Here is a 24,746-nt window from a genome sequence, read left to right on the forward strand (position 1 = left end):
GGTAACCATCCCCCGGCAAAGCCGGGGGCATTCGGGATGTGAGCCGCTCAAAGCGGCTGTAAGGGGTCGCTAACGCGGCCCCTCATTCTTGGGGCCACCTATCGGTGGCTACTCACCTCCATAGACCGAGTTGGTCCAACCTCTCGTCTTCCTTCTCCTGGTTTCGGATGTACTCCCGTATCACCGCTTCGTCGCGTCCCACCGTCGAGACGAAGTACCCTCGCGCCCAGAAGTGCTGACCCACGAAGTTGCGCTTTCGCTCTCCGTACACCCGCGCAAGGTGGATTGCGCTCTTGCCTTTGATAAAGCCCACCACCTGCGACACCGAGTACTTCGGTGGGATCGACAGCATCATGTGCACGTGATCGGGCATCAGATGCCCCTCTTCAACCCTGCATTCCTTTTGCGCGGCCAACTTTCTGAATACCTCACCCAGGTGTTCGCGTAGCTGCTTGTACAGCGTTCGCCTTCGACACTTGGGGATGAAGACCACGTGATATTTGCAATCCCAGGCCGTGTGACTCAAACTTTCATACTTGTCCATCGTGTTTCTTCCTTTCGTTTGCTTGGCGGCTCACGATTGAAAGTCTCTACGGTGGACAACCTCCTGAAAAGTCAAACTTCTACTGCCTCCCCGGCAGAGCCGGGGGGCCTCCTTTTGGTAGCTAGTGGGGGTGGTATGACAGCGCGCCAGCAGGCGATCTTCACACTCGACGAGTTGGCTGCCTACTTGAAAGTCGGCAAGCGGACGCTTTACCGGCTCGCCTCGCACGGGGAGATTCCGGCCTTCAAGGTCGGCGGGACGTGGCGGTTTCGTCAAAGTGAAATCGATCGATGGATCAATGATCAGATCCAAGCAGGCAGAAAGAAGGAGGTAGATGAACAGCCGAAGTCAGCGAAACATCCCGTGTCGTCTGGGCGCGCTGTCCGTCGCCGCGGGCAAACGGATTGAGTGAGTCTTCAATTGATTTCTGGAGGTATGACATGGATATTGATTTCAAGAAATTGGCTCCCTGGAACTGGTTCAAAAAGGAGCAGGAAGAACAACAGAGCACCGCCTCACTGCCGGTGCAGCGCAATGACCTGCCGGCGGCAGGCGGGCCGGTCAGCCCCATCCTGCAATTGCATCGCGAAATCGATCGCCTGTTCGATGATGCGTTCCGGGGCTTCGGTTTCCCGGCGCTGGCCTTGCCGCGCTGGCCGGCGGACTGGCCGGGCATGCTGAAGCCGGCGCTGGACATCCAGGAAACAGACAAGCAGTACAAGATTTCTTTGGAGGTTCCCGGCGTCGAGGAAAAGGACATTCAGATCACGCTCGATAACGATGTGTTGCTGGTGCGCGGTGAAAAGCGCCAGGAGCAGGAAACCAAAGACGGTGGTTTCCACCGGGTGGAGCGCTCCTACGGCAGCTTTCAGCGCGCTCTGAACCTGCCGGCCGATGCCAACCAGGACACGATCAAGGCCGCTTTCAAGAACGGCGTGCTCACGATCACGATGGAAAAGCGCGAGGCCAGTACGCCCAAGCAGGGGCGCTCGATCCCGATCAACGGCTGACGCGGGGCAGCGCGTTTTTCTCAAAAACCACAAAGAGATGAGGCACCGTGATCGGCGGTGCCTCGTCAGATCAATCTTTACAGGAGCATCAGCATGGCCAGAAAACAATGCCAAGTCTGCGGCCAGCCCGCCACGGTGCGGGTGGAAGCCAATCTCAATGGTCGCCACAGCACCATGCTGTTGTGTGACGATCACTATCGCCAACTGGTGCGCCAGCAAAAGCGCACCGTCTCACCGCTGGAAGCCTTGTTCGGCTCGCGCAGCGGGCTGTTCGAAGACTTCCTCGGCAGCGACTTCTTCCGCATCGGTGACGATTCGCCGTCCATGGCGGCCGATACCGACGAGGTGGTCGATGCCTCGTTCGGCGAACCCGCCCCGGCTGCTACGGGTACAACGCGCCGGCGCGGCAGTGGGCTCGCCAGCCGTATCAGCGAACAGTCGGAAGCCCTGCTGCAGGAGGCCGCCAAACACGCTGCCGAATTTGGCCGCTCCGAGGTGGATACCGAACATCTGCTGCTGGCGCTATCCGACAGCGACGTGGTCAAGACCATCCTGGGGCAGTTCAAGATCAAGGTCGATGACCTCAAGCGGCAGATCGAATCCGAAGCCAAGCGCGGCGATAAGCCGTTCGAGGGCGAGATCGGCGTGTCGCCCCGGGTCAAGGACGCGCTCAGCCGTGCTTTCGTGGCCTCCAACGAACTCGGCCACTCTTATGTCGGGCCGGAGCATTTCCTGATCGGGCTCGCCGAGGAAGGCGAAGGTTTGGCGGCCAACCTGCTGCGCCGTTACGGCCTCACGCCGCAAGCGCTGCGCCAGCAGGTAAGCAAGGTGGTCGGCAAAGGGGCCGAGGATGGCCGCGCCGAGACGCCGACCAACACGCCCGAGCTGGATAAATACTCGCGCGACCTCACCAAGATGGCGCGCGAGGGCAAACTCGATCCAGTCATCGGCCGTGCGCAGGAGATCGAGACCACCATCGAGGTGCTGGCCCGGCGCAAGAAAAACAACCCGGTGTTGATCGGTGAGCCCGGCGTCGGCAAGACCGCCATCGTCGAAGGACTGGCGCAGCGGATGGTCGCCGGCGAAGTGCCCGAGACGCTGCGCGACAAGCGCCTGGTGGAACTCAACATCAATGCCATGGTGGCAGGCGCCAAGTACCGCGGCGAGTTCGAGGAGCGCGTGCAGAAGGTGCTCAAGGAAGTGACCGAGCACCAGGGCGAGATGATTCTCTTCATCGATGAAGTGCACACCATCGTCGGTGCAGGCCAGGGTGGCGGCGAAGGCGGGCTGGACGTGGCCAACGTGTTCAAGCCGATGATGGCGCGCGGCGAACTGAACCTGATCGGCGCCACCACGCTCAACGAGTATCAGAAGTACATCGAGAAGGACGCCGCGCTGGAGCGTCGCTTCCAGCCGGTGATGGTGCCCGAGCCGACGGTAGCGCAGACCATGATGATCCTGCGCGGCCTGCGCGACACGTTCGAAGCGCACCACAAGGTCAGCATCACAGAGGACGCGATCATCGCCGCCGCCGAGTTGTCCGACCGCTACATCACCGCCCGCTTTCTGCCCGACAAGGCCATCGACCTGCTCGACCAGGCTGCCGCGCGTGTGAAACTGTCGGCCACGGCCCGCCCAGTGGCGGTGCAAGAGCTGGAGTCCGAACTGCACCAGCTGCGGCGTGAGCAGGACTACATGGCCTCGCGCAAGCAGTACGACAAGGCCGCCGAGCTGGGCAAGCGCATCGAGGCCAAGGAGACTGAACTCAAGAAGCTCGTCGAGGAATGGGAACGCGAGCGCGCCTCGGGCAGCGCCGAAGTCAAAGCCGAGCATGTCGCGCAGATCGTCTCGCGCCTGACCGGCATTCCGGTCAACGAGCTGACGGTGGAAGAGCGCGAGAAGCTGCTGCATCTGGAGCAGCGGCTGCACGAGCGCCTGGTGGGCCAGGACGAAGCGGTGCGCGCGGTGGCCGATGCCGTGCGGTTGTCGCGCGCGGGCCTGCGCGAAGGCGGCAAGCCGGTGGCGACTTTTCTGTTCCTCGGGCCGACCGGCGTGGGCAAGACCGAGCTCGCCAAGGCGCTGGCCGAGTCCATCTATGGCGATGAAGGTGCGCTGCTGCGCATCGACATGTCCGAGTACGGGGAACGCCATACCGTGGCACGCCTGGTGGGCGCGCCTCCGGGTTATGTGGGCTATGACGAGGGCGGCCAGCTCACCGAGAAGGTGCGTCGCAAGCCCTACAGCGTGTTGCTGCTGGACGAGATCGAGAAGGCTCACCCCGACGTCTACAACATCCTGCTGCAGGTGTTCGACGACGGGCGGCTCACCGACGGCAAGGGCCGGGTGGTGGATTTCACCAATACCATCATCATCGCCACCTCGAACTTGGGCTCGGACATCATCCAGCGTCGGCTGAAGGCCCGTGGCGCCGCCGGCGAGGAATACGAGAAGACCAAGTCCGAGGTGATGGACGTGCTGCGCGGACACTTCCGCCCCGAGTTCCTCAACCGCATCGACGAGATCATCGTCTTCCATGCGCTGGGCAAGGAGGAGATCCGCCATATCGTCGGCCTGCAGCTCGATCGTGTGGCCCGCAACGCCGCCAGCCAGGGCGTGACGTTGACCTTCGACCAGACCTTGATCGACCACTTCGCGGAGGAAGGCTACAAACCCGAGTTCGGCGCGCGCGAGCTCAAGCGGCTGATCCGCAGCGAGCTGGAAACCGCGCTGGCACGCGAGATGCTCGGTGGTGGCATCGGCAAGGCCGATCACGCCAGCGCCCGCTGGGATGACAAGGCCGAACGGGTGGTCTTCGAGCGCCAGGAGCCAGCCGCGCAGCCGGCCGAGCCTGAAAAGCCCGATGCAGCGAACGTGGCCGAGGCACCGCCGAACGGCGAGAGCAAGCCTGCGCGCAAGAAGAAGCCGGCGGGCGGCGAATCTTGAGCGATGGGAGGCTGTCGTGTCCGACCCCAACGTGCTGACATGGGCAGCCACCCTCGTGTCGCTGGCGGTCGCTGTTCCCACAGCGGGGCACGCGGTCATCTACAAGCGTGACCCTCGATCGGCCACGCTGTGGGTACTGCTGATCGCCTTGTTGCCGCTGGGCGGTTCGCTGCTGTATGGGCTGTTCGGCATCAACCGTTACCAGCGGCGGGCGCGGCGGCTCTTCCCGGGGGCAGATCCTGCTGCTCGGCAGGACCTCTCGCCCACGATGCCCGAGGCTGTATCGCCGCCGCTTGCCGGTCTGGCCCACCTGGTGGGACGCGCCACCGGCCAGTCGCTGACCAGCGGCAACCGCATCGAGCCGCTCATCGATGGCGAGCAGGCCTACCCGGCCATGCTCGCCGCCATCGAATCGGCGCGGTACAGCGTCGCCTTGGCCTCGTACATCTTCGACAGCCAAGGCATCGGGGCGCAGTTCGTCGATGCGCTGCGCCGGGCTCATGAGCGCGGCGTGCAAGTGCGGGTGCTGATCGACGACGTCTATGCCCGCTGGACGCCCCGCGGCGCCTACCGCGCCTTGCAACGCGCCGGCGTTCCGGCGGCGACGTTCAACCCGACGTTGATTCCCGCGCGCCTGCATGCCGCGCATCTGCGCAATCACCGCAAGCTGCTGGTGATCGATGGCGAGACGGGTTTCACCGGCGGCATGAACATCTTCAGCCCGTATTGGCGGCCCGATGCGCCGGAGCAGGCCTGTCACGATTTGCACTTTCGTCTGCGCGGGCCGGTGGTTGCGCATCTGATGCGGTGCTTCACCGATGATTGGTGCGATACCACGGGCGAGCGGCTCAGCAAGGGTTTCTGGGGCGAACCGCCCGCAACGGCTGATGAGCAAGGAACCTCTTGGGCGCGCGGCATCGAGGCCGGTCCCGATGAGGCCCTGGACAGGATGCGCTGGACCTTCATGGGCGCTTTGAGCGCGGCGAAGCATTCGGTGCGCATCTGGACACCTTACTTCGTGCCCGATCAGCCGATGATCGCGGCGCTGAGCACGGCCGCGTTGCGCGGCGTGCGCGTCGAGGTGCTGACGCCCGCAAACGGCGACCATCCCACGGTGCAATGGGCCGCGCGCGCCCACTACTGGCAGGTGCTGGAGCACGGTGTGCGCATCTTCGAACGGCCTGGCCCGTTCGACCACAGCAAGCTGATGCTGATAGACGGCCAGTGGTGCTGCCTGGGTTCGGCCAATTGGGATGCGCGCAGCCTGCGCCTCAACTTCGAGTTCAATGTGGAGGTGTACGACACCGCGCTGTCTACGCGGCTGGAATCCCTTTTTGATGCCGCCCGTGATGCGTCGAACGAGATATCGGCGAAGGCGCTGCGCGCCCGCCCGCTGGCCATCCGCTTGCGCGACGGGGTGGCCCGTCTGTTCACCCCCATTCTCTAGCGGTACGACTTGCGAGGAACATTGCCCATGGAAAAGAAAGATCAATGGAACATTGGCTACTGGATCGTCGCCGGCCTGTTGCTGCTGACGCTGCAGAACTACTGGCAGGCGGCCAAGACCGTCGAGCCCGTGCCCTACAGCGAATTCGAGAAGGCGCTGGCCGAGGGGCGCGTCGCCGAAGTGCTGGTGTCGGACCGCACCGTCACCGGGCGCCTGAAATCGCCGGACAGCCCGGGCAAGACCACCATCGTGGCCACCCGTGTCGAACCCGACCTGGCCGAGCGGCTGTCCAAGTACGACGTGCCCTATGCGCGGGTGGTGGAAAGCACCTGGCTGCGTGATGTGCTCTCCTGGATTCTGCCGGCGGTGGCCTTCTTCGGCGTCTGGTTCTTCCTGTTCCGCCGCTTCGCCGAGAAGCAGGGCATGGGTGGCTTCCTGAGCATCGGCAAGAGCCGTGCCAAGGTATTCATGGAGAAGAACACTGGCGTGACCTTTGCCGATGTCGCTGGCGTCGATGAAGCCAAGGCGGAGTTGGTTGAGATCGTCGATTTCCTCAAGAATCCGCAGGAGTATGGACGGCTCGGGGCGCGCATTCCCAAGGGCGTGTTGCTGGTCGGCCCACCGGGCACCGGCAAGACATTGCTGGCCAAGGCTGTTGCCGGCGAGGCGGCGGTGCCCTTCTTCTCCATCTCCGGATCAGAGTTTGTCGAGATGTTCGTCGGCGTGGGTGCGGCCCGTGTGCGCGACCTGTTCGAGCAGGCCCGCGGGCAGGCGCCGGCCATCATCTTCATCGACGAACTCGATGCACTGGGCCGCGCACGCGGCGTCGGCGGGCCCATCGGCGGCCACGACGAGCGTGAGCAGACGCTCAACCAGCTGCTCACCGAGATGGACGGCTTCGACAGCTCGGTCGGGCTGATCATCCTCGCCGCCACCAACCGCCCCGAAATCCTCGACCAGGCGCTGCTGCGCGCCGGTCGCTTCGACCGTCAGGTGCTGGTGGACCGGCCCGACAAGAAGGGACGGCTGGACATCCTGAAGGTCCATGTCAAGAAGATCACCCTGGCCCACGGTGTAGATCTGGAACAGGTGGCGGCGCTGACCACGGGCTTTTCGGGTGCAGACCTCGCGAACCTGGTCAACGAGGCCGCGCTGGCCGCGACCCGGCGCAAAGCGTCCGCCGTGGAGTTGCAGGATTTCACCGCCGCCATCGAGCGCATCGTGGCGGGCCTGGAGAAGAAGAACCGAGTACTCAATCCCAAGGAGCGGGAAACCGTGGCCTATCACGAGATGGGCCATGCGCTGGTGGCGCTGGCGCTGCCCGGCACCGACCCCGTGCACAAGATCTCGATCATCCCGCGCGGCATCGGCGCGCTGGGCTACACGCTGCAACGCCCCACCGAAGACCGCTTCCTGATGACGCGCGCCGATCTGGAACACAAGATCGCCGTGCTGCTGGGCGGTCGTGCGGCCGAGAAGCTCGTGTTCGGCGAGCTGTCCACCGGGGCTGCCGATGACCTCGCACGGGCCACCGACATTGCCCGCGACATGATCACCCGCTTTGGCATGGACGAAGGACTGGGCTACATCGCCTTCGCGGCGCAGCGGCCACGCTTTCTCGATACACCGGAACTGGCCCACGGCGGCTGCCGGGTGGCCGAATCGACCCAGGCGCGCATCGATCAGGCCATCCGCGACATCGTGATGGGCGTGTTCGAGCGCGCCTACCGGATCCTCGACACCAACCGCGCGGTGCTGGAGCGTTGTGCGCGCGAACTGCTGGCGCGGGAAACGCTCGACGAGAACGACATCCGCCAACTGACGCAGGGCTTGCAGTCCGAATCCCGCGCGTCGGAGCCCCTCCAGCCCGAAACCTCACTCTCTACACCCCAAGGGTCCACACCATGAGCGAACACCTTCACCTCGTTTGTCCGCACTGCCAGTCCATCAACCGCGTGCCGGCCGCCAAGCTCGCGGATCGTCCCAACTGCGGCCGCTGCCAGCAGCCCTTGTTCACGGGCGAGCCCATCGAGTTGACCACGGCGACGTTCTCGCGCCACGTGGAGCGCAGCGATTTGCCGCTGCTGGTCGATTTCTGGGCGCCCTGGTGCGGGCCGTGCAAGATGATGGCGCCACAGTTCCAGCAAGCGGCGCACCAGCTCGAACCCAGGATCCGGCTGGCAAAGGTGAATACCGAGGCTGAGCCCCACCTGGCCGCGCAGTTCGGTATCCGCAGTATTCCGACGCTCGCCCTGTTCCAGGGTGGGCGGGAGATCGGGCGTCAGGCTGGCGCCTTGGGCGCGCAGGACATCGTGCGCTGGGCATCTGCACAGGTGGGGCGCTGACCGATGCAGGACTTGCTCGGCGCCACCCTGATCCTGCTGGCGGCATGCAGCCTCGCGGATGTGGCGACGGCGGCGTTCAGAGTACCCGCCTTGCTGGGTTACCTCGCCGTCGGCGCCTTGCTGGGCCCGTCGGTCAGCGGTGTAGTCGCGCCGGGAGAAGCGCTTGATTTTCTGTCCGAGCTGGGCGTGGCCCTGCTGCTGTTCATGGTTGGGCTGGAGTTCTCCCTCGGGCACTTCTGGCTTTCCCGTAAAACCGTATTGGCGGCCGGCAGCTTGCAGATGATCGCTGTCGCCACGCCACTGACCTTGATGTTGATGTGGCTGGGACAGCCAGTTCAGCGCGCTGCGTTGCTCAGCACTGCGGCGGCCATGTCGTCCACGGCGCTGGTCAGCCGACAGCTGGCCGACCAAGGCGAGCTCACCACCCGCCACGGCCGCAGCGCCATCGGCGTGCTGGTCTTTCAGGACCTGGCCAGCGTGCCCCTGCTGGCCCTGCTGGCGATCTGGGCGCGCGGCGAGTCGCCGAAGATCGAGAGCGTGCTGCTCGAAGTGTTGGGCGTGCTGATGTTGTTCGCGGCAGCGGCCCTCGCCTCCCGTCGTCTGTTGCATGGCCTGCTGGGCTGGGTGGCGCGGCAGGGCCACGAAGAATCCTTCGTGCTGGTTTCCTTGTGCGTGGTGGTGGCTGCCGCCGCTGCTGCACACGCGGTCGGCGTATCCGCCGCCCTGGGTGCGTTTTTGGCCGGCATGGTGCTGGGCGAGAGCGACTTCCGTCACCACATGGAAAGCCACCTCAAACCGTTTCGCGATGTGTTGTCGGGGGTGTTCTTCGTGACCATCGGCCTGCAGTTGGACGGAGCGCAGATTCTTTCGGCACCACTGGCGGTGTTCGCGTGGCTGGCAGTGCTGGTACCGGTCAAGATCGGGCTCAACACCCTGGCCTTGCGGGCGACGCGCCTGTCCGCCCTCGATGCCTGGCGCACGGGCATAGCGTTGGGGCATGGCGGCGAGTTCGCCCTGCTGTTGTTGGGCATGGTCTTGCAGCAGCATCTGATTCCCGCGACCGTCGTACAACCCATGCTGGTCGCGCTGGTGCTCAGCATGGCCTTGGCACCGCTGCTGATCCGCCATCACGATGTACTTGCCCGGTTCTTGAGCCGCACCGGCGGCGTCATTCAGCCACCCCAGGCTGAAGAAGTCGAGATCACCGCGCAGACGGCGCGATTTCGAGACCACGTCATCATCTGCGGCGCGGGCGAGCTTGGCCTGACCGTCAGTGAGATTCTTCGCCACGCCGGCGTGGCGCATCTGCTGCTGGAAGCAGACGAGCAGAAGGTAGAGGCCGAGCGTGCCGCCGGCGTGCCGGTGTTCCATGGCGATGCGAGTCGGCCCGATACCCTGCTGGCTGCCGGGTTGGCGCAAGCGCGTCTGGTGGTGCTCACGTTCGCCCATGCCCAGCAAGTGCTGCGCATCGCCCAGGCGATTGCCGAGCGCCGTCCGGCGCTGACCTTGTGGGTGTCATGCAGAAGTACGACCGCGGCCGATGCATTTCGCGCCATGCCCAACGTGCGTGTGTACCAGCAATCCTTTGCCGCAGGCCTTGGGCTGGCGGAACAAGTGATGTCGTCGCTTGGCATGTCGGTCGAACTGGTAGAAGGCCACATCAGCGCAATGCGCCGCCGTCTCGACAGCAGCCGTTTCCAGGGAGTTCATTGTCATGAAATCAACACGCCTTAACCCATTTCAGGTCTTGCGTGACCAGTGGGCCATCATGAGCCTTTACGAGCGCTTCGAGCAGGTCGTCGCGCTCGTGCTGTCGGCGGTGATTGCCGTCATCATCGTGGTGTCGCTGCTCCAGCTCATCTCCATCGTCTTCACGCTGCTGATCCTTGATGCGTTCAATCCCCTGGATCACAAGGTATTCCAGAGTGTGTTCGGCATGATCATGACGCTCTTGATCGCGATGGAGTTCAAGCATTCCATCGTGCGCGTGGCGCTGCGTCGGGACAGCATCATCCAGGTCAAGACCGTGATCCTCATCGGTCTGATCGCGCTGGCGCGCAAGTTCGTGATCCTCGACCCCGAGGCGAGCCCTGGCAAGATCGCCGCGCTTGCAGGCGCTACGCTGGCGCTTGGTGCCACTTACTGGCTGCTGCGCGAGCGCGACGACCGCGCCGCCGAGACATCTGAGCATGACCCGTCATCATCCCAGTGACCCGCGCGCGGCGTTGTTGCAACACCGCTGGCTCAACCGCCTGCAGACCGGGCTGTTGATCCTGACCCTGGTCGGGATCGCAGCCGCCGCAGGAAGCCTGCTGTTCGGGGAAAGCGGCCTGTGGCTCGCGCTGTTTGCCGTTGCAGGCACGCTGTTGCTGGAACCGGCAGCCGCATCCGTCTTGACCTTGCGCCTGTACCGCGCACGGGCTTTGTACCCGCACGAAGCCCCCGAGATTTGGGCCCTGTTGCGCGAGCTGTCCGCCCGTGCCGGTTTGTCCGCCACGCCGGTGCCGCACTACGTGCCAAGTGCCGTCGTCAACGCCTTCGCCACCGGCTCGAAGCAGCATGCATCGATCGCCCTTACCGATGGCCTGCTGCGCAACCTGAGTTCGCGCGAACTGGCGGGTGTGCTCGCGCACGAGGTCGCGCACATCGCTAATGAGGATCTGCGTGTCATGGGGCTGGCGGATTCCGTCAGTCGCCTCACGAGCCTGCTGGCTATGGTCGGACAGATCGCTATTGTGTTCAGCTTGCCCGCACTGCTGGCCGGCGCGGTGGCGGTCAATTGGCCTGGACTGCTTCTGCTGGCCGCCTCGCCCCAGCTGGCCCTGCTCGCACAGCTCGGCTTGTCTCGCGTGCGTGAGTTCAACGCTGACCGCCTCGCGGCGGAACTGACCGGCGACCCGCAAGGGCTGGCGTCCGCGCTGGCGAAGATCGAGCGGGTCAGTCGCTCCTGGCGTGCCTGGCTGTGGCCGGGATGGGGCAATCCCGAGCCTTCCTGGTTGCGCACCCATCCGGCAACGCAAGAGCGCATCGCACGCCTGCTGACGTTGGCGCCTGGACCAGCAACAGCCTTGCCGTTTCACGCGCCCCATTTCTTGCCGGAATCCGCTGTGACGCCGCGCCCGCCGCGCTGGCGCCCGAGCGGGCTATGGCGCTGATTGCCTTTCAACAGGAGACTTCTCATGGCCTACCCTAACCCGTATCCACGCCCCGCACCGGATCCCTTCATCCGGCGCTGGCTCTTCATCACCGCCTGCATTGCTGCGCTCATGCTGCTGTGGCAGTTCCTGCCCGCCATCGAGGCCTGGTTCAGTCCGCGCGAGGCGGCAGAGCGCACCGTGACGGCGCGCGGCGACTTGGCGGCGGACGAAAAGGCCACCATCGAACTGTTCGAAAAATCACGCGCCTCGGTGGTCTACATCACCACCGCGCAGCTGGTGCGCGACGTCTGGACGCGCAATGTCTTCTCCGTGCCTCGTGGCACGGGATCGGGCTTCATCTGGGACGACGCCGGCCACGTCGTCACCAACTTCCACGTTATCCAGGGCGCGTCCGAAGCCACGGTCAAACTCGCCGATGGCCGCGACTACCAGGCCGCGCTGGTGGCGACGAGCCCAGCGCACGACATCGCCGTGCTCAAGATCGGCGTCGGTTTCAAGCGCCCGCCGGCCGTGCCGGTCGGCACCAGCGCCGACCTCAAGGTGGGACAGAAGGTGTTTGCTATCGGCAACCCCTTTGGCTTGGACTGGACGCTCACCACCGGCATCGTCTCCGCGCTCGACCGCTCGTTACCGGGAGAAGCGGGCGGCCCGGCCATTGATCACCTGGTTCAGACCGACGCCGCCATTAACCCCGGCAACTCGGGCGGCCCCTTGCTCGATTCGGCGGGGCGGCTCATCGGCATCAACACGGCGATCTACAGCCCCTCCGGCGCCTCGGCTGGGATTGGTTTCGCCGTGCCGGTGGACACCGTCATGCGCGTAGTCCCGCAACTCATCAAGACCGGTAAGTACATCCGTCCGGCGCTGGGCATTGAAGTGGACGAACAGCTCAATCAGCGCCTGCTGGCACTGACGGGAAGCAAGGGCGTGTTCGTGCTGCGTGTCACCCCCGGCTCGGCAGCGCACAAAGCCGGGCTCGCTGGGGTCGAGATTACCCCACAAGGCATCGTGCCCGGCGACCGCATCATCGGTGTTGATGGCAAGGCGACGGACGATGTGGCTAAGCTGCTCGCGCGGCTAGACGACAGGAAGGTCGGCGATGTGGTGGTCTTGTCAGTGGAACGGGCCGGCAAATCGCGCGAGGTGCGTGTGGAGCTGCAACCTGGGAATTGATTGAACTGAACCTGTGGGTCAGGCGGTAGTGCAGCGTCGCGGCGATTGAGGTTCTCAGGTCTTCGGCCAGGTAGCGTTCCGCCTCAACCTCCGTAATTTTCGGATGCGATCTGCCTATCCGAATAGGCAAGCATGCAACGCCGGAACCTCTTGCCAATCATCGAAGGAGAAAGCGAGGCGCAATCCGCATGAGGTGGACGCAGGCCAGGAACGAGGCAAACAGGAGGCCGCATTGGAACTCAGACTACTGCGCTATTTCGTTGCGGTCGCGGAAGAACTGCATTTCGCGCGAGCGGCCGAGCGCCTTGGCGTAGAACAATCGCCTGTGTCGCGCGCAATGCGCAATCTCGAAGCCACGCTCGGCGTGCAGTTGTTCGACCGCAGCGCGCACTAGATGCGACTGACCTGGGCCGGTCAAGTGTTCCTCGGTGAGTGCCGGCGCGTGCTGGCCACCGTGGAGCAGGCGGTGAGTGCCGCAAAGGCGGCGGCGCAGGGCTATCAGGGTTATCTGCGCATCGCCATCTGCGACAGCTTGGCGCAGCCCCACATTGCCACCTTGCTGGCGCGCAGCCGCGAGGAAGAGCCCGAACTGGAGATTCGCGTCTTCGAGCTGCCTTTCGCGCAGCAGCTCAAGGGCCTGCACAACGATCTGCTGGACATCGGTTTTGCGCTGTCGGACGCGGTGAGCGAAGGCCTTGTCGCCGAGCCCGTATGGACCGATCCTCTGTCGGTAATCGTGCCCGTGCGCCACCCCTTGTTGGCGCACGCGGAAGTGCCATTGGATGAAGCCTTGAAGTTTCCGTTGGTACTGTGCCATCCGGACGCGGGATCGGGCTGCCACCACCAGATCCAGGCGGTGCTTCAAGGTGCGTCCAAGCCGCTCAAGCTGGTAGATCAGGTGACGAGCTTAGGCGTGATGCTGACTCTGGTCGGTGCTGGTTACGGCATCGGTTTCGCCATCGCTTCGCAGGTGCAGACCCTGAACCGCCCCGACATAGCTGTCCGCTCCTTGGCAGGCACGCCGCCCTTGCTGTCTACCTACCTGCTGCGCCGCCGCGCCGAGCCATCTGAGCCCATGAGGCGGTTCCTGCAGCGCGCACGCGAGGAGTTCCTGCCAAAGGGAGATGAAACGGCCTCGTGACGTTGAGCGCTCGGGTACATTGGCTATTGCTGGCTGTCCATGGCTCGCACTGGACTTGCTCGGAACGCGCGTTGACCAAGCGTGGTTTTTCAGTCTATTATTATGTCCATCTCGGTTCGCCGAGTGCGGAAAACTCTTTATCAATCAACGAGTTAGGGGCACGATGATGTTCCCATCGCCCGCTCCAGCATTCCGGCAAGGCGTGCTGCAACGCGGCCTTCCGGCTGCTCTCCCCTCCCCCACTTTTCCACACACTAATCCGTCAGCGGGCGCAGTTTCAGCCGACTGTCAAACCGCCGCGCCTCTCCGCTGAGGGGATCGGTAAAGGCAAGCGTGCGCGCCAGCAGTTGCAGCGGGTTGGAATAGTCCCCTTCCGGCGGGTCGTTCACCTCCGGGTAGAACGCATCGCCGCGCAGCGGCAGGCCCAGCGCGGCCATGTGCACGCGCAACTGGTGGCGCTTTCCGGTGATGGGCTCCAGGCGGTAGCGCGCCCAGGGTGACGCAACCTCCAACACGTCGATGTGCGTGCGCGCGTTGGGCGTGCCGGGCACCTCGTGCATGCGAAAAAAATGGCCGCTTTCCTCCAGCCGGCTTTCATGGATGCACGGCAGCGGCAGGTCGGCACGCCACGGTGCAACGGCCTCATAGACCTTGTGCACCCGTCTGTCGCGAAAGAGGGCCTGGTAGGTGCCGCGCGTTGCCCGCTGCACGGAAAACAGCACCAGGCCCGCCGTGTCGCGGTCGATGCGGTGCACGGGGGACAACTCGCTCTGGCCCAGCCGGCGCTTCAAGCGCACCAGCAGGGTTTGCTGAAGATAGCGGCCCGCGGGCACCACGGGCAGGAAGTGGGGTTTGTCGGCCACAAGGATGTGCGCATCCTGGTAGAGCACGGTTTCGTAGAACGGCAACTCGGGCTCGGGCGGCAGTTCGCGGTAGTAGTAGTAGCGTACGCCCGGCGTGAACGGGCTGCGCTCCGTGGCGGCCGCGCCGAACTCGTCCACCACTTCGTTCGCGCGCAGGCGGCGCAGCCAGTCCTCGCGCGACACGGCGGGCAGGCGCTGTGCGAGGAAGTCCACCAGAAGCCCCTGCCCCGCCGAGGGCAGAACCACGCAACTGGGGTTGACGCCGTCGCGCATGGGCAGGACCCGGGGATCGTGGCTGTTGTGCATGGGGCCGCGATTGTAGGGGCCCCAGGCTCCCGCTCCATGCAACAATACTATTGTTTTGATAGCTATTAGCGCTTGATGGTAAAGCGCTAGAGGCTATTTTGTCTTGGGTTGCAAACCGACGATCACGACGCGCGATCCACGCCGTCCAACGCCTCGTCGATGGCTTGCTTGATCCGTGCGAGTGTGTGCAGGTCTCCCTCCGATCCTTCCACGGGCGCCCACCGTATGGCGTCCATATGGGCTATCGCGTGTTGCGAGATGGCCGCCACGCTGACCTGGACCGGCGTGCCGGCAGCGGCAGGCGTGGCCTCAGGAATAGGAATGCGGATCAGGAAGCCGCGATAACCCTCTTCCAGGACCTGGGGCAGCGCAGGCGTTGCATCCATCGCGGGGGGCTCCGGTGTCATGCGACCGCCGGCTTGCTCTCGCCCGATGCGATGGCCGCCAGGCCGCGCACCGCGGCATCGCGCGAGGTCCAGTGGTCATGCGGCAGGGGCAGCGTGCGTCCATCCACCTGGGCATGGGCGTAAAAGTAGCGGCGGCCATCCGGCGCCAGGCACAGCATGCCGGAATAGGTCACGCTGTCGGCCACGCCGAAGATCGTTTCCTGGGTGAGTGCGTCGGTCGTTTGCATGAGGAGCGCCTTGGTGTAAGTGAATGCAATGGCGCCATTCTTGAAGCAACAGCTGTGGTTCAACGTAGGCCAAAGGCGCATGCATGCCCCGGCGCCGTCCTATGGGTGGGCTGTAGGACAAGCCCGGTAATCGCCGTACGCACGGCCCAGCGCGAGGATGTTCGCACTAGCATGGCTTCAAACACCACTCCGCGCCCTGAGGCAAGGCACACCCGTTTGGCCAGCTTGCGGCGCTTTCGCCATGCCCCCTGAGAACACGCCCCCCGCCGCCTCCCTCCCCCACCGTTCCACGCGCCAGCGCGTGCTGCGCTGGACGCTGGGCACGATAGGCGCAGCGGTGGCGGCACTGGCGCTGTTCATCGTGGTACTGGTGAACTGGGACTGGAACCGCGCCAAACCCTGGGTGAACGACAAGGTGAGCGAGGCCACGGGGCGCACCTTCTCCATCGATGGCGATCTGTCGGCGGAGTGGCACTGGCCCCAACCGCTGGAAGAAGGCTGGCGCCGTTGGGTACCCGGTGTGACCGTGCGTGCCCAGCAGCTCTCCCTGAGCAATCCGGAGGGCTTTGAGGTGCCGGAAGCACCGGGCAAAGGCACGGACCAACTGCCCGCCCTTCCCCCGCGCCCCGAGCCAGCCGCACCCGCAGGTGATGCCGACGCGCCCACGGCGGCAGCAGCGCCTGCGTCTGCGGGTTCGGCGGCGTCCGACGCCGCGCGCGCCGTCGCGCTGGAGGCGGGGGATACCCAAGCGAATGCTCCGGCACGCCCGCCCACGGGCATGGGCACCATCGCCAGCGCCAGCGCCACATTGCGCCTGCTGCCGCTGCTGTCCCGCACGCTGGTGCTGGACACAGTCGTACTGACGGCGCCCGACATCGTGCTGGCACGCCGGCAGGACGGGCGCAACAACTGGACCTTCACGCGCTCCCATCCCCGAGAGAGCACTGCCGAGGACAACCCTTGGGATCTGCGCTTGAACCAGCTCGTCGTGCGCGGCGGCTGGTTGGGCTATGCCGACGGCCTGAAGGATTTGGCGCTGCGTGCCCGCATCGACACCCTGCCCACTGGTGCACCGCAGGCCGAAGGCAAGTACGGCATGAAGATCGCGCTGCAGGGCACCTACCGCAAGGCGCGCATCACCGGAGAAGGACTGGCAGGACCGGTGCTGTCGCTGCGCCAGCAGGCCGCGCGCTATCCGCTGCGCTTTTCCGCGCGCTATCCGCTGCGCTTTTCCGCGCGCTCGGGCAGCGTGCAGACGCGGGTGGAAGGCGTGCTCAACAATCCCGCCAAGCTTTCGGGCATGGATCTGCAGGTGTTCGTGAAGGCGCCCAGCATGGCGGACCTGTATGAACTGACCGGCCTGGTGCTGCCCAACACGCCGCCGTTCCAGGTCGAGGGGCGCCTGCTCGGCAACCTGGCACCGGCCAGGGCGGTATGGGAATACCGCGACTTCAACGGCACCGTTGGCAGCAGCGACCTGCACGGCAGCCTGACCTACACAGGCGGCGAGCCCCGTCCCAAGCTGCAGGGCCATATGACGTCCAAGCAACTGCGCCTGGCGGATCTGGGCCCGGTCCTGGGCGCGCCCAGCGGCGTGCGCGCGCAGGAGAAAGGCACCTCGCGCCGCCCCGGCAAGGTGCTGCCCGATGCCCGCTTCGCCACCGACCGCTGGGGCGCCATGGACCTGGACCTGGCATTTGCCGGGCAGAAGGTGGTGCGCCCCGACAGCCTGCCACTGGACAACCTGAGCGTGCGCGCGGTGCTGGAAGACCGCCAGCTGCGCCTGACACCGCTGCGCTTTGGCGTGGCCCACGGCCGCATCGACTCCAACGTGCTGCTGGACAGCCGCACCGATCCGCTGCAGGTGCAGTTGCAGGGCTCGGTCCAGGGCCTGCAGCTGTCGGCCCTCTTTCCCAAGGTGGAGCGCATGCAAAAGAGCCTGGGGCGGCTGGACGGCGCTCTGGCGCTGACCGGCCAGGGGCAGTCGGTGGCGCGCATGCTGGCCACCAGCGGGGGCGAAGTGCGGCTGTACATCCGCGACGGCACGCTGAGCAAGGAATTGCTGGATCTGGCGGCGCTCAACCTGGGAAGCGTCATCGTCTCCAAACTGTTCGGCGACGACAAGGAGGTCAAGCTGCGCTGCGCCGTGGCCAACCTGGACGTACAAGGTGGCGTGGCCAGCACGCGCACCGTCAAGCTCAACACCGAGGAGGCCATCGTCGAAGCCAAGGGCACGGTGGACCTCGGCGACGAACTGCTCAACCTGCGCATCACGCCCGATTCGCTGAAGTGGAAATTCTTCTCACTGCGCACGCCGTTGTATGTGCGCGGCACCTTCGCTGATCCGCAGGTGGGGGTAGAACCCGGGCCGCTGCTGCTGCGCGCGGGGGCGGCGGTGGCCGCCGCCCTCACGGCGCCCGCGGCGCTGGCGCTGCTGCCGATTACCGTGCCCGCCGCCGAGGACGACGCGCACTGCGCTGCACTTTTGGCCAAGGCCGGCGCGGCACCGGCATCTGCGCCGGCCAAGCCCGCCTCGCGCGCTCAACGTTAAAGCAGCCTGCAAGGCGCTCCAATAAAGCGCTAGCAGCTATTGTTTTAATAGTTTTCTTGGTGTGCGGCCTGGGTGGCACGCACTGGTCGTGTTCACTGCACGGCCGGAACCGTGAGTTGCACACACAGACCACGGCCTTCTTGCGGCAGCAGCTCCAGCCAGCCCGCCACCGCCGCCGCACGCGAGCGCATGCTGTCAATGCCGCGTCCCAGACTGTGGCACGCGGGCTCGCCGCTCGGCAGCCCTGCGCCGTTGTCTGCCACCTGCAACTGCCATGCCCTGCCCTGCAGCGTTTGCACGGAGTGCAGGCGGATCACGAGCGCCGTGGCGTCCGCATGCTGCAGCACATTGCTCACGGCTTCCTGGACGATGGCGGCTATCTCCCGCGCCACCTTGCCTTCTGGCAGGGCCAGTTCATCGTGTGGCGCAATCTCCCAGTGCAGCGCGATGCCGCGCCGGTCCAGCGCAGGCTGGATGCGGTGGCGCAGCCGCGCGAGCCGGTCCGCCAGGGAATCGTCCTCGCCGTCCATCGAATCCACCAAGAGGCGCAGGTCGAGCAGGCACAACTCCAGCGACTGCATCAGCGTCCCGTGTTCGGGGTCCCGCTCGTCCACCAGGGCGATGGCGTTGACGAGCTGGGACCCCACCTGGTCGTGCAGGTTGCGTGCAATGCGTTCGCGCTCGCGCTTCACATCAGGGCTGGGCCGGATGCTGCGCCGTGGGCGCCACTGCAGTGCGCGCGGCAACTGCACGATCAGCAAGATGCCCAGCACTACCAGGGCCCCAGGCCCAGCAGCTTCCAGCGCAACTGCGCCTGCAGACTCAGTTGCTCCGCAGAGACCAGCAGCAGGGTATCGACGGACATGGCAAGCAACCAGACAGCAACGCAGGCGATTGCAAAGGCCGGCGGACGGGTGCGAAACATGGAAATCTCCCTCATCCCTGCGGCAGGTGCGACGGACGTTTGTGCGCCCAGGCGGCTCTTCTTTCAGAACAGCCCGCGCAGTGACGCGAAGCGCACGGCCTGCGCCCGCGTGCGCACCTGCAGCTTGCGGTAGATGTTCTTGATGTGCGTGTTCACGGTCAGGCTGCTGATGAACAGCCGGTTGCCGATCTCGGCGCTGGTGTAACCGCTGGCCACCATGCGCAGCACTTCTTTCTCGCGCTGGGACAGGCGCTCGGTTTCCTGCTCCCCGCGCCGCTGGGCGTGCGGGGCCGCGGCGCCGCTCGGGTCAAACCGCTGCAGCAGGCGACGCGCAAGGTTGGGGGTGATGGAAGCACCGCCGTTGGCCACCTGCAGTACCGCCTGGGGATAGCTGCCGAACCATGAGTTCTTGACGAGATAGCCCGTGGCACCCAGTTCAAAGGCGTGCAGCACCTGCTCATCGTTCTGCATGATGGAGATGACGATGGCCTCGGCCGTGGGGCGCACCGACTTCATGTAGTCGATCAGCATGAAGCCCTCGCCATCGCCGAGGTTCAGGTCCACGAGCATCACATCGAACTCATGCTGCTTGATGGCCTTGCGGCCCTCGCGCACGCTGGTGGCCTGCGCCACCAGCAGCGTACGCTGGTCGCTCATCAGCTCTTGCGCGATGACGCGCCGCATGTGCGCATCGTCATCCACCAGCAAAACGCGCACGGGCTTTTCCAGTTGCCCCGCCAGAAAGTCCGGCCAGATGGAGGGCGGATTCTGGTGCATGGCGAATTGGCCTGGGGTGACAGACGTCCCCCGCGGAGCGGCCATTGCACCAGGAGGATCGTTGACGGGCAGCATAAAGAAGTCTCCAGACGGGGGCGCCTGTTGGCGGCCCCTCAGCGTTTGCACACCGTAACCACGGAAAGATCATCCCAACGCTTTGGGTGCTTTCCTCACAGGAAAACAAATTACACCGAAACATCCGGAGATATTCGTAATTTCTTCGTGAGTTACCTGACTCACATTTTGAAACTAACACAGATAAGGGATAAATCTCATTCAAACGCATTAATGGGAAATTTTCCCTTCGAAAGAATATGCAGGCTTTGCCAGCCGTTTTTGCAGTCCCGCCCGGTCTGACCTCCACTGGCAATAAACACATCCCATCCGCAGCGATTCGGTTGTTACCGAATGACACTACCTGGGAAACACCGCCGCGCCGGACCTTTTCAGCGCCTCTCTTGGCCCTCTTTCCTCTCTGACGCACGCATTTCCAGTGCTGTCAGAGACGCCCCCTTCTTCGGCTACCCGCGATGGGAGATGGATGCCGGAGGCCCCCCTGCGGAAACTGGAGCCAGACAAAAAGACGGGCGGCCTCCGGCATTCCTCCTCGGGTCGGGTGCGGTCTTTCTTCTTGTCGATGCAGCCGTGACACCGGTCATAACCCAAGCCACCGGAGGGCGCGGTCTTTTTGACACGTTATAGGAGAGACAGTCATGAAAGTTCTTGCATTTTTTGCGTTGAGTGCCGTCGCGACTGCTGCCATGGCAGTGCAACCGCCCAGCACCATCACCCTGAATGGGCCTTCCGTGCAAATGACCAACTCGGTCGGCACCGCCATCTCCAATACGTCCGGCGCACACAACGAGGCATTGCAAAACATTGCCTCCAACGCCGGCCCCGTGCAGGTCTTTGCTGGGGGCTCGTCTACACAGACCGCCAATTTGGGCCTGGGTGCCGTGACCAACGAAGCCAAGGGTGACGACGCCCTTGCCCGCCAGAACCTCGCCAGCAACAACGGCAAGGTGGAAATCCGCGCTGCTTCCAGCCAGACGGTGAACAGCCTGGGTGCCGTGCTGAGCAACCTGGCTGACGGCAGCGATGCACACGCCACCCAGAACGTCGCCTCCAACTACGGGCATGTGGTGGTAGCGGCAGCTTCCACCCAGACGGCCAATTTCATCGGTGGCAGCGCAGTCAACCAGGCCAAGGGCTCGCACTCGTTCGCGGTGCAGAACATCTCCTCCAATGACGCTTGCGCCGAGGATCCCTGCCCCGGCGGCAACTGCTATCGCCCCAACTGGTGAGTCCGCGAGCGCCGGGCCTACTGAAGGCCTGGCGCTTTTTGTGCAGGTTGCTTGAGGAGATTCGCCATGCTCAGTCGCGCAACACGCTTCCTGGCGCCCGCCACGGCAGCCCTGGCCCTCTGCGCCGCGGCACCCGCCTGGGCCGCGCCGGGAGAAGACCCGGTGGTGCTGGATAAGAAGGTCAATGTGCAGATGCAGCCGTTGCCTTCTGCGCCGCGCTCCGGCTACATCAACCACGACACCGGCCTGCCCGCCTGGCAGCAGGCGCGCCTGACTCGTTACGTGGCCAAGGCGTTCTCTGGCGATACCACGGGCATCGTGACCGAAAAGGACGTCGTCAACGCGGTGAACACGCAAGGCTCCAAGGTCGTGTGCTCGCAATCCGTGGGCAGCAACTTCGGCACCGCGGCCTCGGGTGGCACCGGCAAGCCCGGCGCCGACCAGGTGGTGGTGCTGCGAGGGGATCTGGTCAATATCTGCTGGTGACGGCCACCAGCGTGCGGGCGCGGCCGGGCATGCGCCGCGCGCCTGCTCGGCCGCGCCAGAGGGTTGGATAACGCGAAGACGAGAGGGCTTTGCCATGAACACCGCAACCACACTTCCCCGCGGTCCTGGCCGCAACGGCGCCCCACGCCGTGGCGCTGCCTGGCTGATGCTGGCGGGCGCTCTACTGCTCAGTGCCTGCACAACGCCGCTAGACCCCCGCAAGGACGCATCGCTGCAGCAGGCGGCTTATACGACGGACCGCCCCGTCGTGCGCCCGACGCGCTCGGTCTCCAGCTTCTCGGATTCGCTGATGTGCATGGACCACATGCTGCGCGCCGCGCAGGTGCCCACCACGCTCATCACCAGCAAGCAGGTCATCGACTATTCCAGCCGCGTGCCCGTTGCTGCCAAGGACATGATCATCACCTCTCTGTCGCAGATGTCGCGGCTGTCCAACGCCTTCCGCTACGTGGACTATGAGGTGGACATCGTGCGCCAGGATACGGTGCAGAACCTCACCACCATCTTGCTCAACAACAACCTCATGCAACTGCAGCGCCCCGCGCTGTACGTGTCGGGTGCCATTGCGTTCGTGGACCAGAACGTGGCCACCAACCGCTTCGACGCCGGCACCTCCGCCAGCCGCCTGGACACAGGCTACAGCCGCAACCGCTCGGCCACCGTGATCGGGCTGGAGATGCACCTGGGGGACTTTCGCACGCGCACGCTGATTCCCGGACTGGACTCGGCCAATGAGGTGGTCATCGGCAGCGGCAGCCAGGGCCTGGACGTGGCCGGGCGCATCGGCAGCTACGGCGTCAACTTCAACGTGGGGCGCGACTACGCGCTGGGCGCCGGCGGCGCCATGCGCACGCTGATTGACCTGGCCACCATCGAGCTGGTGGGCAAGTGGGCACGCGTGCCCTACTGGCAGTGCCTGACGCTGGAACAAACGCATCCCGACTTTCAGCGCCAGATGCGCGACTGGTTCGACGAAAGCGGCGGCGTAGGCCAGGCCACGCTGGTGCAGAACTCGCTGATCGCGCAGGGCTACCTGCAGGCGGGCACCGACCTGCTGGCGCTGGACTCGCCCGCGCTGCGCACCGCGCTCACGCAGTTCCAGATCGACAGCCTGCTGGTGCCCACCGGCGTGCTGGACTTCTCCACCTACGAGCGCGCGATGCGCCACTTCGTGACGTTGGCACCCGATGGCTCCCTGCAACGGGTGGGCTGGGGCCCGTCGGGCCCCACCGGCAGCATGGCCGAGAACAAAGGGGATTCCACGCCCGTGCGCACCTCGGGCCTCGTGCTCACCTCCACCACGCCCCCGCCACGGCGCATCGACATGCAGATCGAGAATGCGCTGCCCCCGGGCATGGAGCCCACTTTCGAAGTCGGCGAGCAGGTGTTCGTGTCTGCCACCGTGTCGCGCACCTCACACATGTACTGCTACTTTGCCGACCCCTCGGGCAACGTCATGCGACTCACGCCCAACCAGGTCACGCCGCATTCGCTGGTGGCGGCGAACCAGGCGCTGCGACTGCCCGACTGGCTGGTGCCCAACCCGGCCTTCATCATGGACGCGAGCCGCCCTGGCACCGAGCGCGTGGCCTGCTTTGCCGCCGAAACCGACGTGCTGCCCCGGCTGCCCGCGCCACTGCAAGGCGCAGGGCTGGTCAACATTCCCGGCTACCGCACCATCGAGGACATCGACAAGGCCTTCCAGCAGGGCGTGGGCACCAGTGGCTACGTGAAGTCCGAGGTGTACTGGAAGACCCAGCCCAAGAAAACCCAGCCCGCGGCGGCCGCACCTGCCGCCCCGCAGCCCGCCAAGCGCTGAGGGCGCGGCCCGCCCCACCTCGCCAGGACGCCGCCATGACGCCCCTGCTCCGCCCTTTCGCGCCCCGGGCCGGTGCCGCCCTACCGCCCAGCGGCAGACGACTGGCCCTGCCGGCCGTGCTGCTCCTGGCGTGCACGCTGCTGGCTCCGGCCCAAGCGCGCATCGAAGCGCTGCCGCAGCCCGCCATCCAGCCCAGCCAGGGCGGCGGCGACTTCACGCCGCCGGCGGTGCAGCCCACGGCCCCGCTGATCGAGCCATCCGGCTCCTCCAGTGTGCCGCGCATCCAGCCCTCCGGCCAACCCCAGGCCGAACCGTTGCGCCTGCCCCAGCCCGAGGACGAGGCCACCCTGGCGCAGTTGCGCCGGTTGCGCGCCACGGCGCTGGCGCCAGCGCGCAAGGGCAGCGCAGCGGAAAAGGCCGCCGCGCGCAGCGCCTGGGTCCTGGGCCTGCTGTACCTGCACGGCGAGCGCGTGCCCCTGGACCGCACGCAGGCGCGGTACTGGTTCGAGCGCGCCCGCGCGCTGGGTGAGCCCTACGCCAGCGCCGGCCTGGCCTGGTGCGAGATCGATGGCTGCGTGGGCCCGCCGCAACCTGCGGCCGCGCGCCCGTGGATCGCCCAGTTGCGTGCGGTGGACGCGCCGCTGGCGCTGCTGCTGGAATGGTGGGCGCAGGAGCGCCTGGCCCCGCTGCCGCCTCCCGCCGCCGCACCGCGCGCGCCGGATGCCCCCCCACAGGAGAACGGACACGCAGCCCTGCTGCAGCGCGCCGCCCAGGCCGGCAGTGCCCAGGCGCTCAACGAACTGGGCCTGCGCCAGATCGCCGCGGCGCGCCTGCCCGATGCGCTGGCACAGTTCCGCGCGGCGGCGCCGCGCTCGCCCGCGGCAGCCTCCAATGCCCGGCTGCTCGCCAGCCGCATGGAGCAGACCATCAGCGCACAGCCCGCCCCGCACACGGCCGACGAATGGCTGGCGCAGGCGCGCCGCTACCACCGCGGCGACGGCGTGCCGTCCAATTACACCGAAGCCATCCGCCTGTACCAGATCGCCGCCGCCAGCGGCAGCCGACCCGCCAAGCGCATGCTGGAGCTGATCTACTCGCGCCCCGCGCCCGACGGCACGATCGATGTGGCCTGGATGCGCCAGCTCTCCACCATGGAGCTGTCGCCCGAGGGTTCGGTGCTCACCCTGCAGCCGCCGCCCACACCGCAGCTGTTCGTGCGCGACCCCACGCCGCTGTACGCGCTGATTCCACAGGAATGGCGCTCGGGCCGGCCCGTGGGGCCATGCTGACTATCGTTTT

Annotated in this window: 22 protein-coding genes and 1 pseudogene; 16 read left to right on the top strand and 7 right to left on the bottom strand. The window is 65.6% G+C overall.

The window, feature by feature from the left end; translation table 11 throughout:
- Nucleotides 1-112: 112 nt before the first annotated feature.
- Nucleotides 113-544, bottom strand: coding sequence for an IS200/IS605 family transposase (tnpA, locus tag BV908_RS18840; protein ID WP_026437438.1), 432 nt, complete (start codon nt 542-544; stop codon nt 113-115).
- A gap of 135 nt (nt 545-679) precedes the next feature.
- Here tnpA and BV908_RS18845 point away from each other — a divergent pair, with 135 nt between their 5' ends.
- The 11 genes and pseudogenes from BV908_RS18845 to BV908_RS18895 all read left to right on the top strand — a co-directional run bounded on the left by BV908_RS18845 (nt 680) and on the right by BV908_RS18895 (nt 13,761).
- Nucleotides 680-952: a helix-turn-helix domain-containing protein gene (locus BV908_RS18845; RefSeq protein WP_103738930.1), complete on the top strand. Its 273-nt coding sequence runs from the start codon at nt 680-682 to the stop codon at nt 950-952.
- Nucleotides 953-984: 32 nt separating this feature from the next.
- A complete protein-coding gene (locus tag BV908_RS18850) occupies nt 985-1,554 on the top strand; it encodes an Hsp20/alpha crystallin family protein (RefSeq protein WP_103738915.1) in 570 nt (189 codons plus the stop codon).
- A gap of 93 nt (nt 1,555-1,647) precedes the next feature.
- Entirely contained in the window at nt 1,648-4,497 is a 2,850-nt protein-coding gene (gene clpK / locus BV908_RS18855; protein ID WP_103738916.1) for a heat shock survival AAA family ATPase ClpK, read from the top strand.
- Nucleotides 4,498-4,513: 16 nt separating this feature from the next.
- Nucleotides 4,514-5,944 (top strand): cardiolipin synthase, encoded by a 1,431-nt coding sequence (gene cls / locus BV908_RS18860; protein WP_103738917.1) that lies wholly within the window; start codon nt 4,514-4,516, stop codon nt 5,942-5,944.
- A gap of 27 nt (nt 5,945-5,971) precedes the next feature.
- Complete coding sequence (gene ftsH / locus BV908_RS18865; protein WP_103738918.1) at nt 5,972-7,852, top strand: ATP-dependent zinc metalloprotease FtsH; 1,881 nt, start codon at nt 5,972-5,974, stop codon at nt 7,850-7,852.
- On the top strand, nt 7,849-8,289 hold the full coding sequence (gene trx-GI, locus BV908_RS18870; protein ID WP_031755011.1) for a heat resistance system thioredoxin Trx-GI: 441 nt from the start codon (nt 7,849-7,851) through the stop codon (nt 8,287-8,289). The genes ftsH and trx-GI overlap by 4 nt, the downstream gene beginning before the upstream one ends.
- Nucleotides 8,290-8,292: 3 nt before the next feature.
- A complete protein-coding gene (gene kefB-GI / locus BV908_RS18875) occupies nt 8,293-10,023 on the top strand; it encodes a heat resistance system K+/H+ antiporter KefB-GI (RefSeq protein ID WP_031755012.1) in 1,731 nt (576 codons plus the stop codon).
- Nucleotides 10,004-10,501 carry a heat resistance protein PsiE-GI gene (gene psiE-GI / locus BV908_RS18880; protein ID WP_031755013.1) on the top strand — a complete coding sequence of 166 codons (498 nt, stop codon included), beginning with the start codon at nt 10,004-10,006 and terminating at the stop codon, nt 10,499-10,501. The genes kefB-GI and psiE-GI overlap by 20 nt, the downstream gene beginning before the upstream one ends.
- Nucleotides 10,479-11,444, top strand: coding sequence for a zinc metalloprotease HtpX (locus BV908_RS18885; protein ID WP_103738919.1), 966 nt, complete (start codon nt 10,479-10,481; stop codon nt 11,442-11,444). Before psiE-GI ends, BV908_RS18885 begins: the two co-directional genes overlap by 23 nt.
- A gap of 24 nt (nt 11,445-11,468) precedes the next feature.
- Nucleotides 11,469-12,620, top strand: coding sequence for a trypsin-like peptidase domain-containing protein (locus tag BV908_RS18890; protein ID WP_103738920.1), 1,152 nt, complete (start codon nt 11,469-11,471; stop codon nt 12,618-12,620).
- A gap of 232 nt (nt 12,621-12,852) precedes the next feature.
- Nucleotides 12,853-13,761, top strand: a pseudogene (locus BV908_RS18895) (LysR family transcriptional regulator).
- Between the two features lie 254 nt (nt 13,762-14,015).
- On the opposite strand, the gene BV908_RS18900 reads toward BV908_RS18895, so the two are convergent.
- The 3 genes from BV908_RS18900 to BV908_RS18910 all read right to left on the bottom strand — a co-directional run bounded on the left by BV908_RS18900 (nt 14,016) and on the right by BV908_RS18910 (nt 15,564).
- Complete coding sequence (locus BV908_RS18900) at nt 14,016-14,930, bottom strand: pseudouridine synthase (protein ID WP_103738921.1); 915 nt, start codon at nt 14,928-14,930, stop codon at nt 14,016-14,018.
- Nucleotides 14,931-15,052: 122 nt separating this feature from the next.
- Nucleotides 15,053-15,316: a hypothetical protein gene (locus tag BV908_RS18905; protein WP_015913306.1), complete on the bottom strand. Its 264-nt coding sequence runs from the start codon at nt 15,314-15,316 to the stop codon at nt 15,053-15,055.
- Nucleotides 15,317-15,333: 17 nt separating this feature from the next.
- Nucleotides 15,334-15,564 carry a hypothetical protein gene (locus BV908_RS18910; protein WP_041839010.1) on the bottom strand — a complete coding sequence of 77 codons (231 nt, stop codon included), beginning with the start codon at nt 15,562-15,564 and terminating at the stop codon, nt 15,334-15,336.
- 241 nt (nt 15,565-15,805) lie between these two features.
- Between BV908_RS18910 and BV908_RS18915 the strand changes: the two genes are divergently transcribed.
- A complete protein-coding gene (locus tag BV908_RS18915) occupies nt 15,806-18,115 on the top strand; it encodes an AsmA family protein (protein WP_103738922.1) in 2,310 nt (769 codons plus the stop codon).
- Nucleotides 18,116-18,207: 92 nt separating this feature from the next.
- Here BV908_RS18915 and BV908_RS18920 read toward each other — a convergent pair whose 3' ends face one another.
- The 3 genes from BV908_RS18920 to BV908_RS18925 form a co-directional block, all read right to left on the bottom strand.
- On the bottom strand, nt 18,208-18,888 hold the full coding sequence (locus tag BV908_RS18920; RefSeq protein ID WP_231403384.1) for an ATP-binding protein: 681 nt from the start codon (nt 18,886-18,888) through the stop codon (nt 18,208-18,210).
- A complete protein-coding gene (locus tag BV908_RS22865) occupies nt 18,888-19,040 on the bottom strand; it encodes a hypothetical protein (protein WP_231403383.1) in 153 nt (50 codons plus the stop codon). Before BV908_RS22865 ends, BV908_RS18920 begins: the two co-directional genes overlap by 1 nt.
- A 63-nt stretch (nt 19,041-19,103) precedes the next feature.
- Complete coding sequence (locus BV908_RS18925) at nt 19,104-19,817, bottom strand: response regulator transcription factor (RefSeq protein ID WP_172751406.1); 714 nt, start codon at nt 19,815-19,817, stop codon at nt 19,104-19,106.
- Between the two features lie 713 nt (nt 19,818-20,530).
- Between BV908_RS18925 and BV908_RS18930 the strand changes: the two genes are divergently transcribed.
- The 4 genes from BV908_RS18930 to BV908_RS18945 all read left to right on the top strand — a co-directional run bounded on the left by BV908_RS18930 (nt 20,531) and on the right by BV908_RS18945 (nt 24,736).
- A complete protein-coding gene (locus tag BV908_RS18930; protein WP_103738924.1) occupies nt 20,531-21,121 on the top strand; it encodes a hypothetical protein in 591 nt (196 codons plus the stop codon).
- Between the two features lie 66 nt (nt 21,122-21,187).
- The gene (locus BV908_RS18935) at nt 21,188-21,607 is read left to right on the top strand and encodes a hypothetical protein (RefSeq protein ID WP_011805218.1); all 420 of its coding nucleotides are present in this window, start codon (nt 21,188-21,190) and stop codon (nt 21,605-21,607) included.
- 94 nt (nt 21,608-21,701) lie between these two features.
- Nucleotides 21,702-23,447, top strand: a complete 1,746-nt coding sequence (locus BV908_RS18940) for a DUF4384 domain-containing protein (protein ID WP_103738925.1) — start codon at nt 21,702-21,704, stop codon at nt 23,445-23,447.
- 35 nt (nt 23,448-23,482) lie between these two features.
- Entirely contained in the window at nt 23,483-24,736 is a 1,254-nt protein-coding gene (locus BV908_RS18945; RefSeq protein WP_103738926.1) for an SEL1-like repeat protein, read from the top strand.
- Nucleotides 24,737-24,746: the final 10 nt, after the last annotated feature.

The organism is Diaphorobacter sp. LR2014-1 (assembly GCF_002916785.1).
Classification (GTDB): Bacteria; Pseudomonadota; Gammaproteobacteria; order Burkholderiales; family Burkholderiaceae_C; genus Diaphorobacter; species Diaphorobacter nitroreducens.

Excerpts from the sequence above, each read along its gene's own strand:
- BV908_RS18900 (WP_103738921.1), bottom strand. The coding sequence starts at position 14,930 with ATGCACAACAGCCACGATCCCCGGGTCCTGCCCATGCGCGACGGCGTC.
- BV908_RS18905 (WP_015913306.1), bottom strand. The coding sequence starts at position 15,316 with ATGGATGCAACGCCTGCGCTGCCCCAGGTCCTGGAAGAGGGTTATCGC.
- tnpA (WP_026437438.1), bottom strand. The coding sequence starts at position 544 with ATGGACAAGTATGAAAGTTTGAGTCACACGGCCTGGGATTGCAAATAT.
- BV908_RS22865 (WP_231403383.1), bottom strand. The coding sequence starts at position 19,040 with ATGTTTCGCACCCGTCCGCCGGCCTTTGCAATCGCCTGCGTTGCTGTC.
- BV908_RS18945 (WP_103738926.1), top strand. The coding sequence starts at position 23,483 with ATGACGCCCCTGCTCCGCCCTTTCGCGCCCCGGGCCGGTGCCGCCCTA.
- BV908_RS18890 (WP_103738920.1), top strand. The coding sequence starts at position 11,469 with ATGGCCTACCCTAACCCGTATCCACGCCCCGCACCGGATCCCTTCATC.
- BV908_RS18940 (WP_103738925.1), top strand. The coding sequence starts at position 21,702 with ATGAACACCGCAACCACACTTCCCCGCGGTCCTGGCCGCAACGGCGCC.
- BV908_RS18915 (WP_103738922.1), top strand. The coding sequence starts at position 15,806 with ATGCCCCCTGAGAACACGCCCCCCGCCGCCTCCCTCCCCCACCGTTCC.
- ftsH (WP_103738918.1), top strand. The coding sequence starts at position 5,972 with ATGGAAAAGAAAGATCAATGGAACATTGGCTACTGGATCGTCGCCGGC.
- BV908_RS18845 (WP_103738930.1), top strand. The coding sequence starts at position 680 with ATGACAGCGCGCCAGCAGGCGATCTTCACACTCGACGAGTTGGCTGCC.
- BV908_RS18925 (WP_172751406.1), bottom strand. The coding sequence starts at position 19,817 with ATGCACCAGAATCCGCCCTCCATCTGGCCGGACTTTCTGGCGGGGCAA.
- psiE-GI (WP_031755013.1), top strand. The coding sequence starts at position 10,004 with ATGAAATCAACACGCCTTAACCCATTTCAGGTCTTGCGTGACCAGTGG.
- BV908_RS18850 (WP_103738915.1), top strand. The coding sequence starts at position 985 with ATGGATATTGATTTCAAGAAATTGGCTCCCTGGAACTGGTTCAAAAAG.
- BV908_RS18885 (WP_103738919.1), top strand. The coding sequence starts at position 10,479 with ATGACCCGTCATCATCCCAGTGACCCGCGCGCGGCGTTGTTGCAACAC.
- BV908_RS18930 (WP_103738924.1), top strand. The coding sequence starts at position 20,531 with ATGAAAGTTCTTGCATTTTTTGCGTTGAGTGCCGTCGCGACTGCTGCC.
- BV908_RS18910 (WP_041839010.1), bottom strand. The coding sequence starts at position 15,564 with ATGCAAACGACCGACGCACTCACCCAGGAAACGATCTTCGGCGTGGCC.
- BV908_RS18935 (WP_011805218.1), top strand. The coding sequence starts at position 21,188 with ATGCTCAGTCGCGCAACACGCTTCCTGGCGCCCGCCACGGCAGCCCTG.
- kefB-GI (WP_031755012.1), top strand. The coding sequence starts at position 8,293 with ATGCAGGACTTGCTCGGCGCCACCCTGATCCTGCTGGCGGCATGCAGC.
- trx-GI (WP_031755011.1), top strand. The coding sequence starts at position 7,849 with ATGAGCGAACACCTTCACCTCGTTTGTCCGCACTGCCAGTCCATCAAC.
- clpK (WP_103738916.1), top strand. The coding sequence starts at position 1,648 with ATGGCCAGAAAACAATGCCAAGTCTGCGGCCAGCCCGCCACGGTGCGG.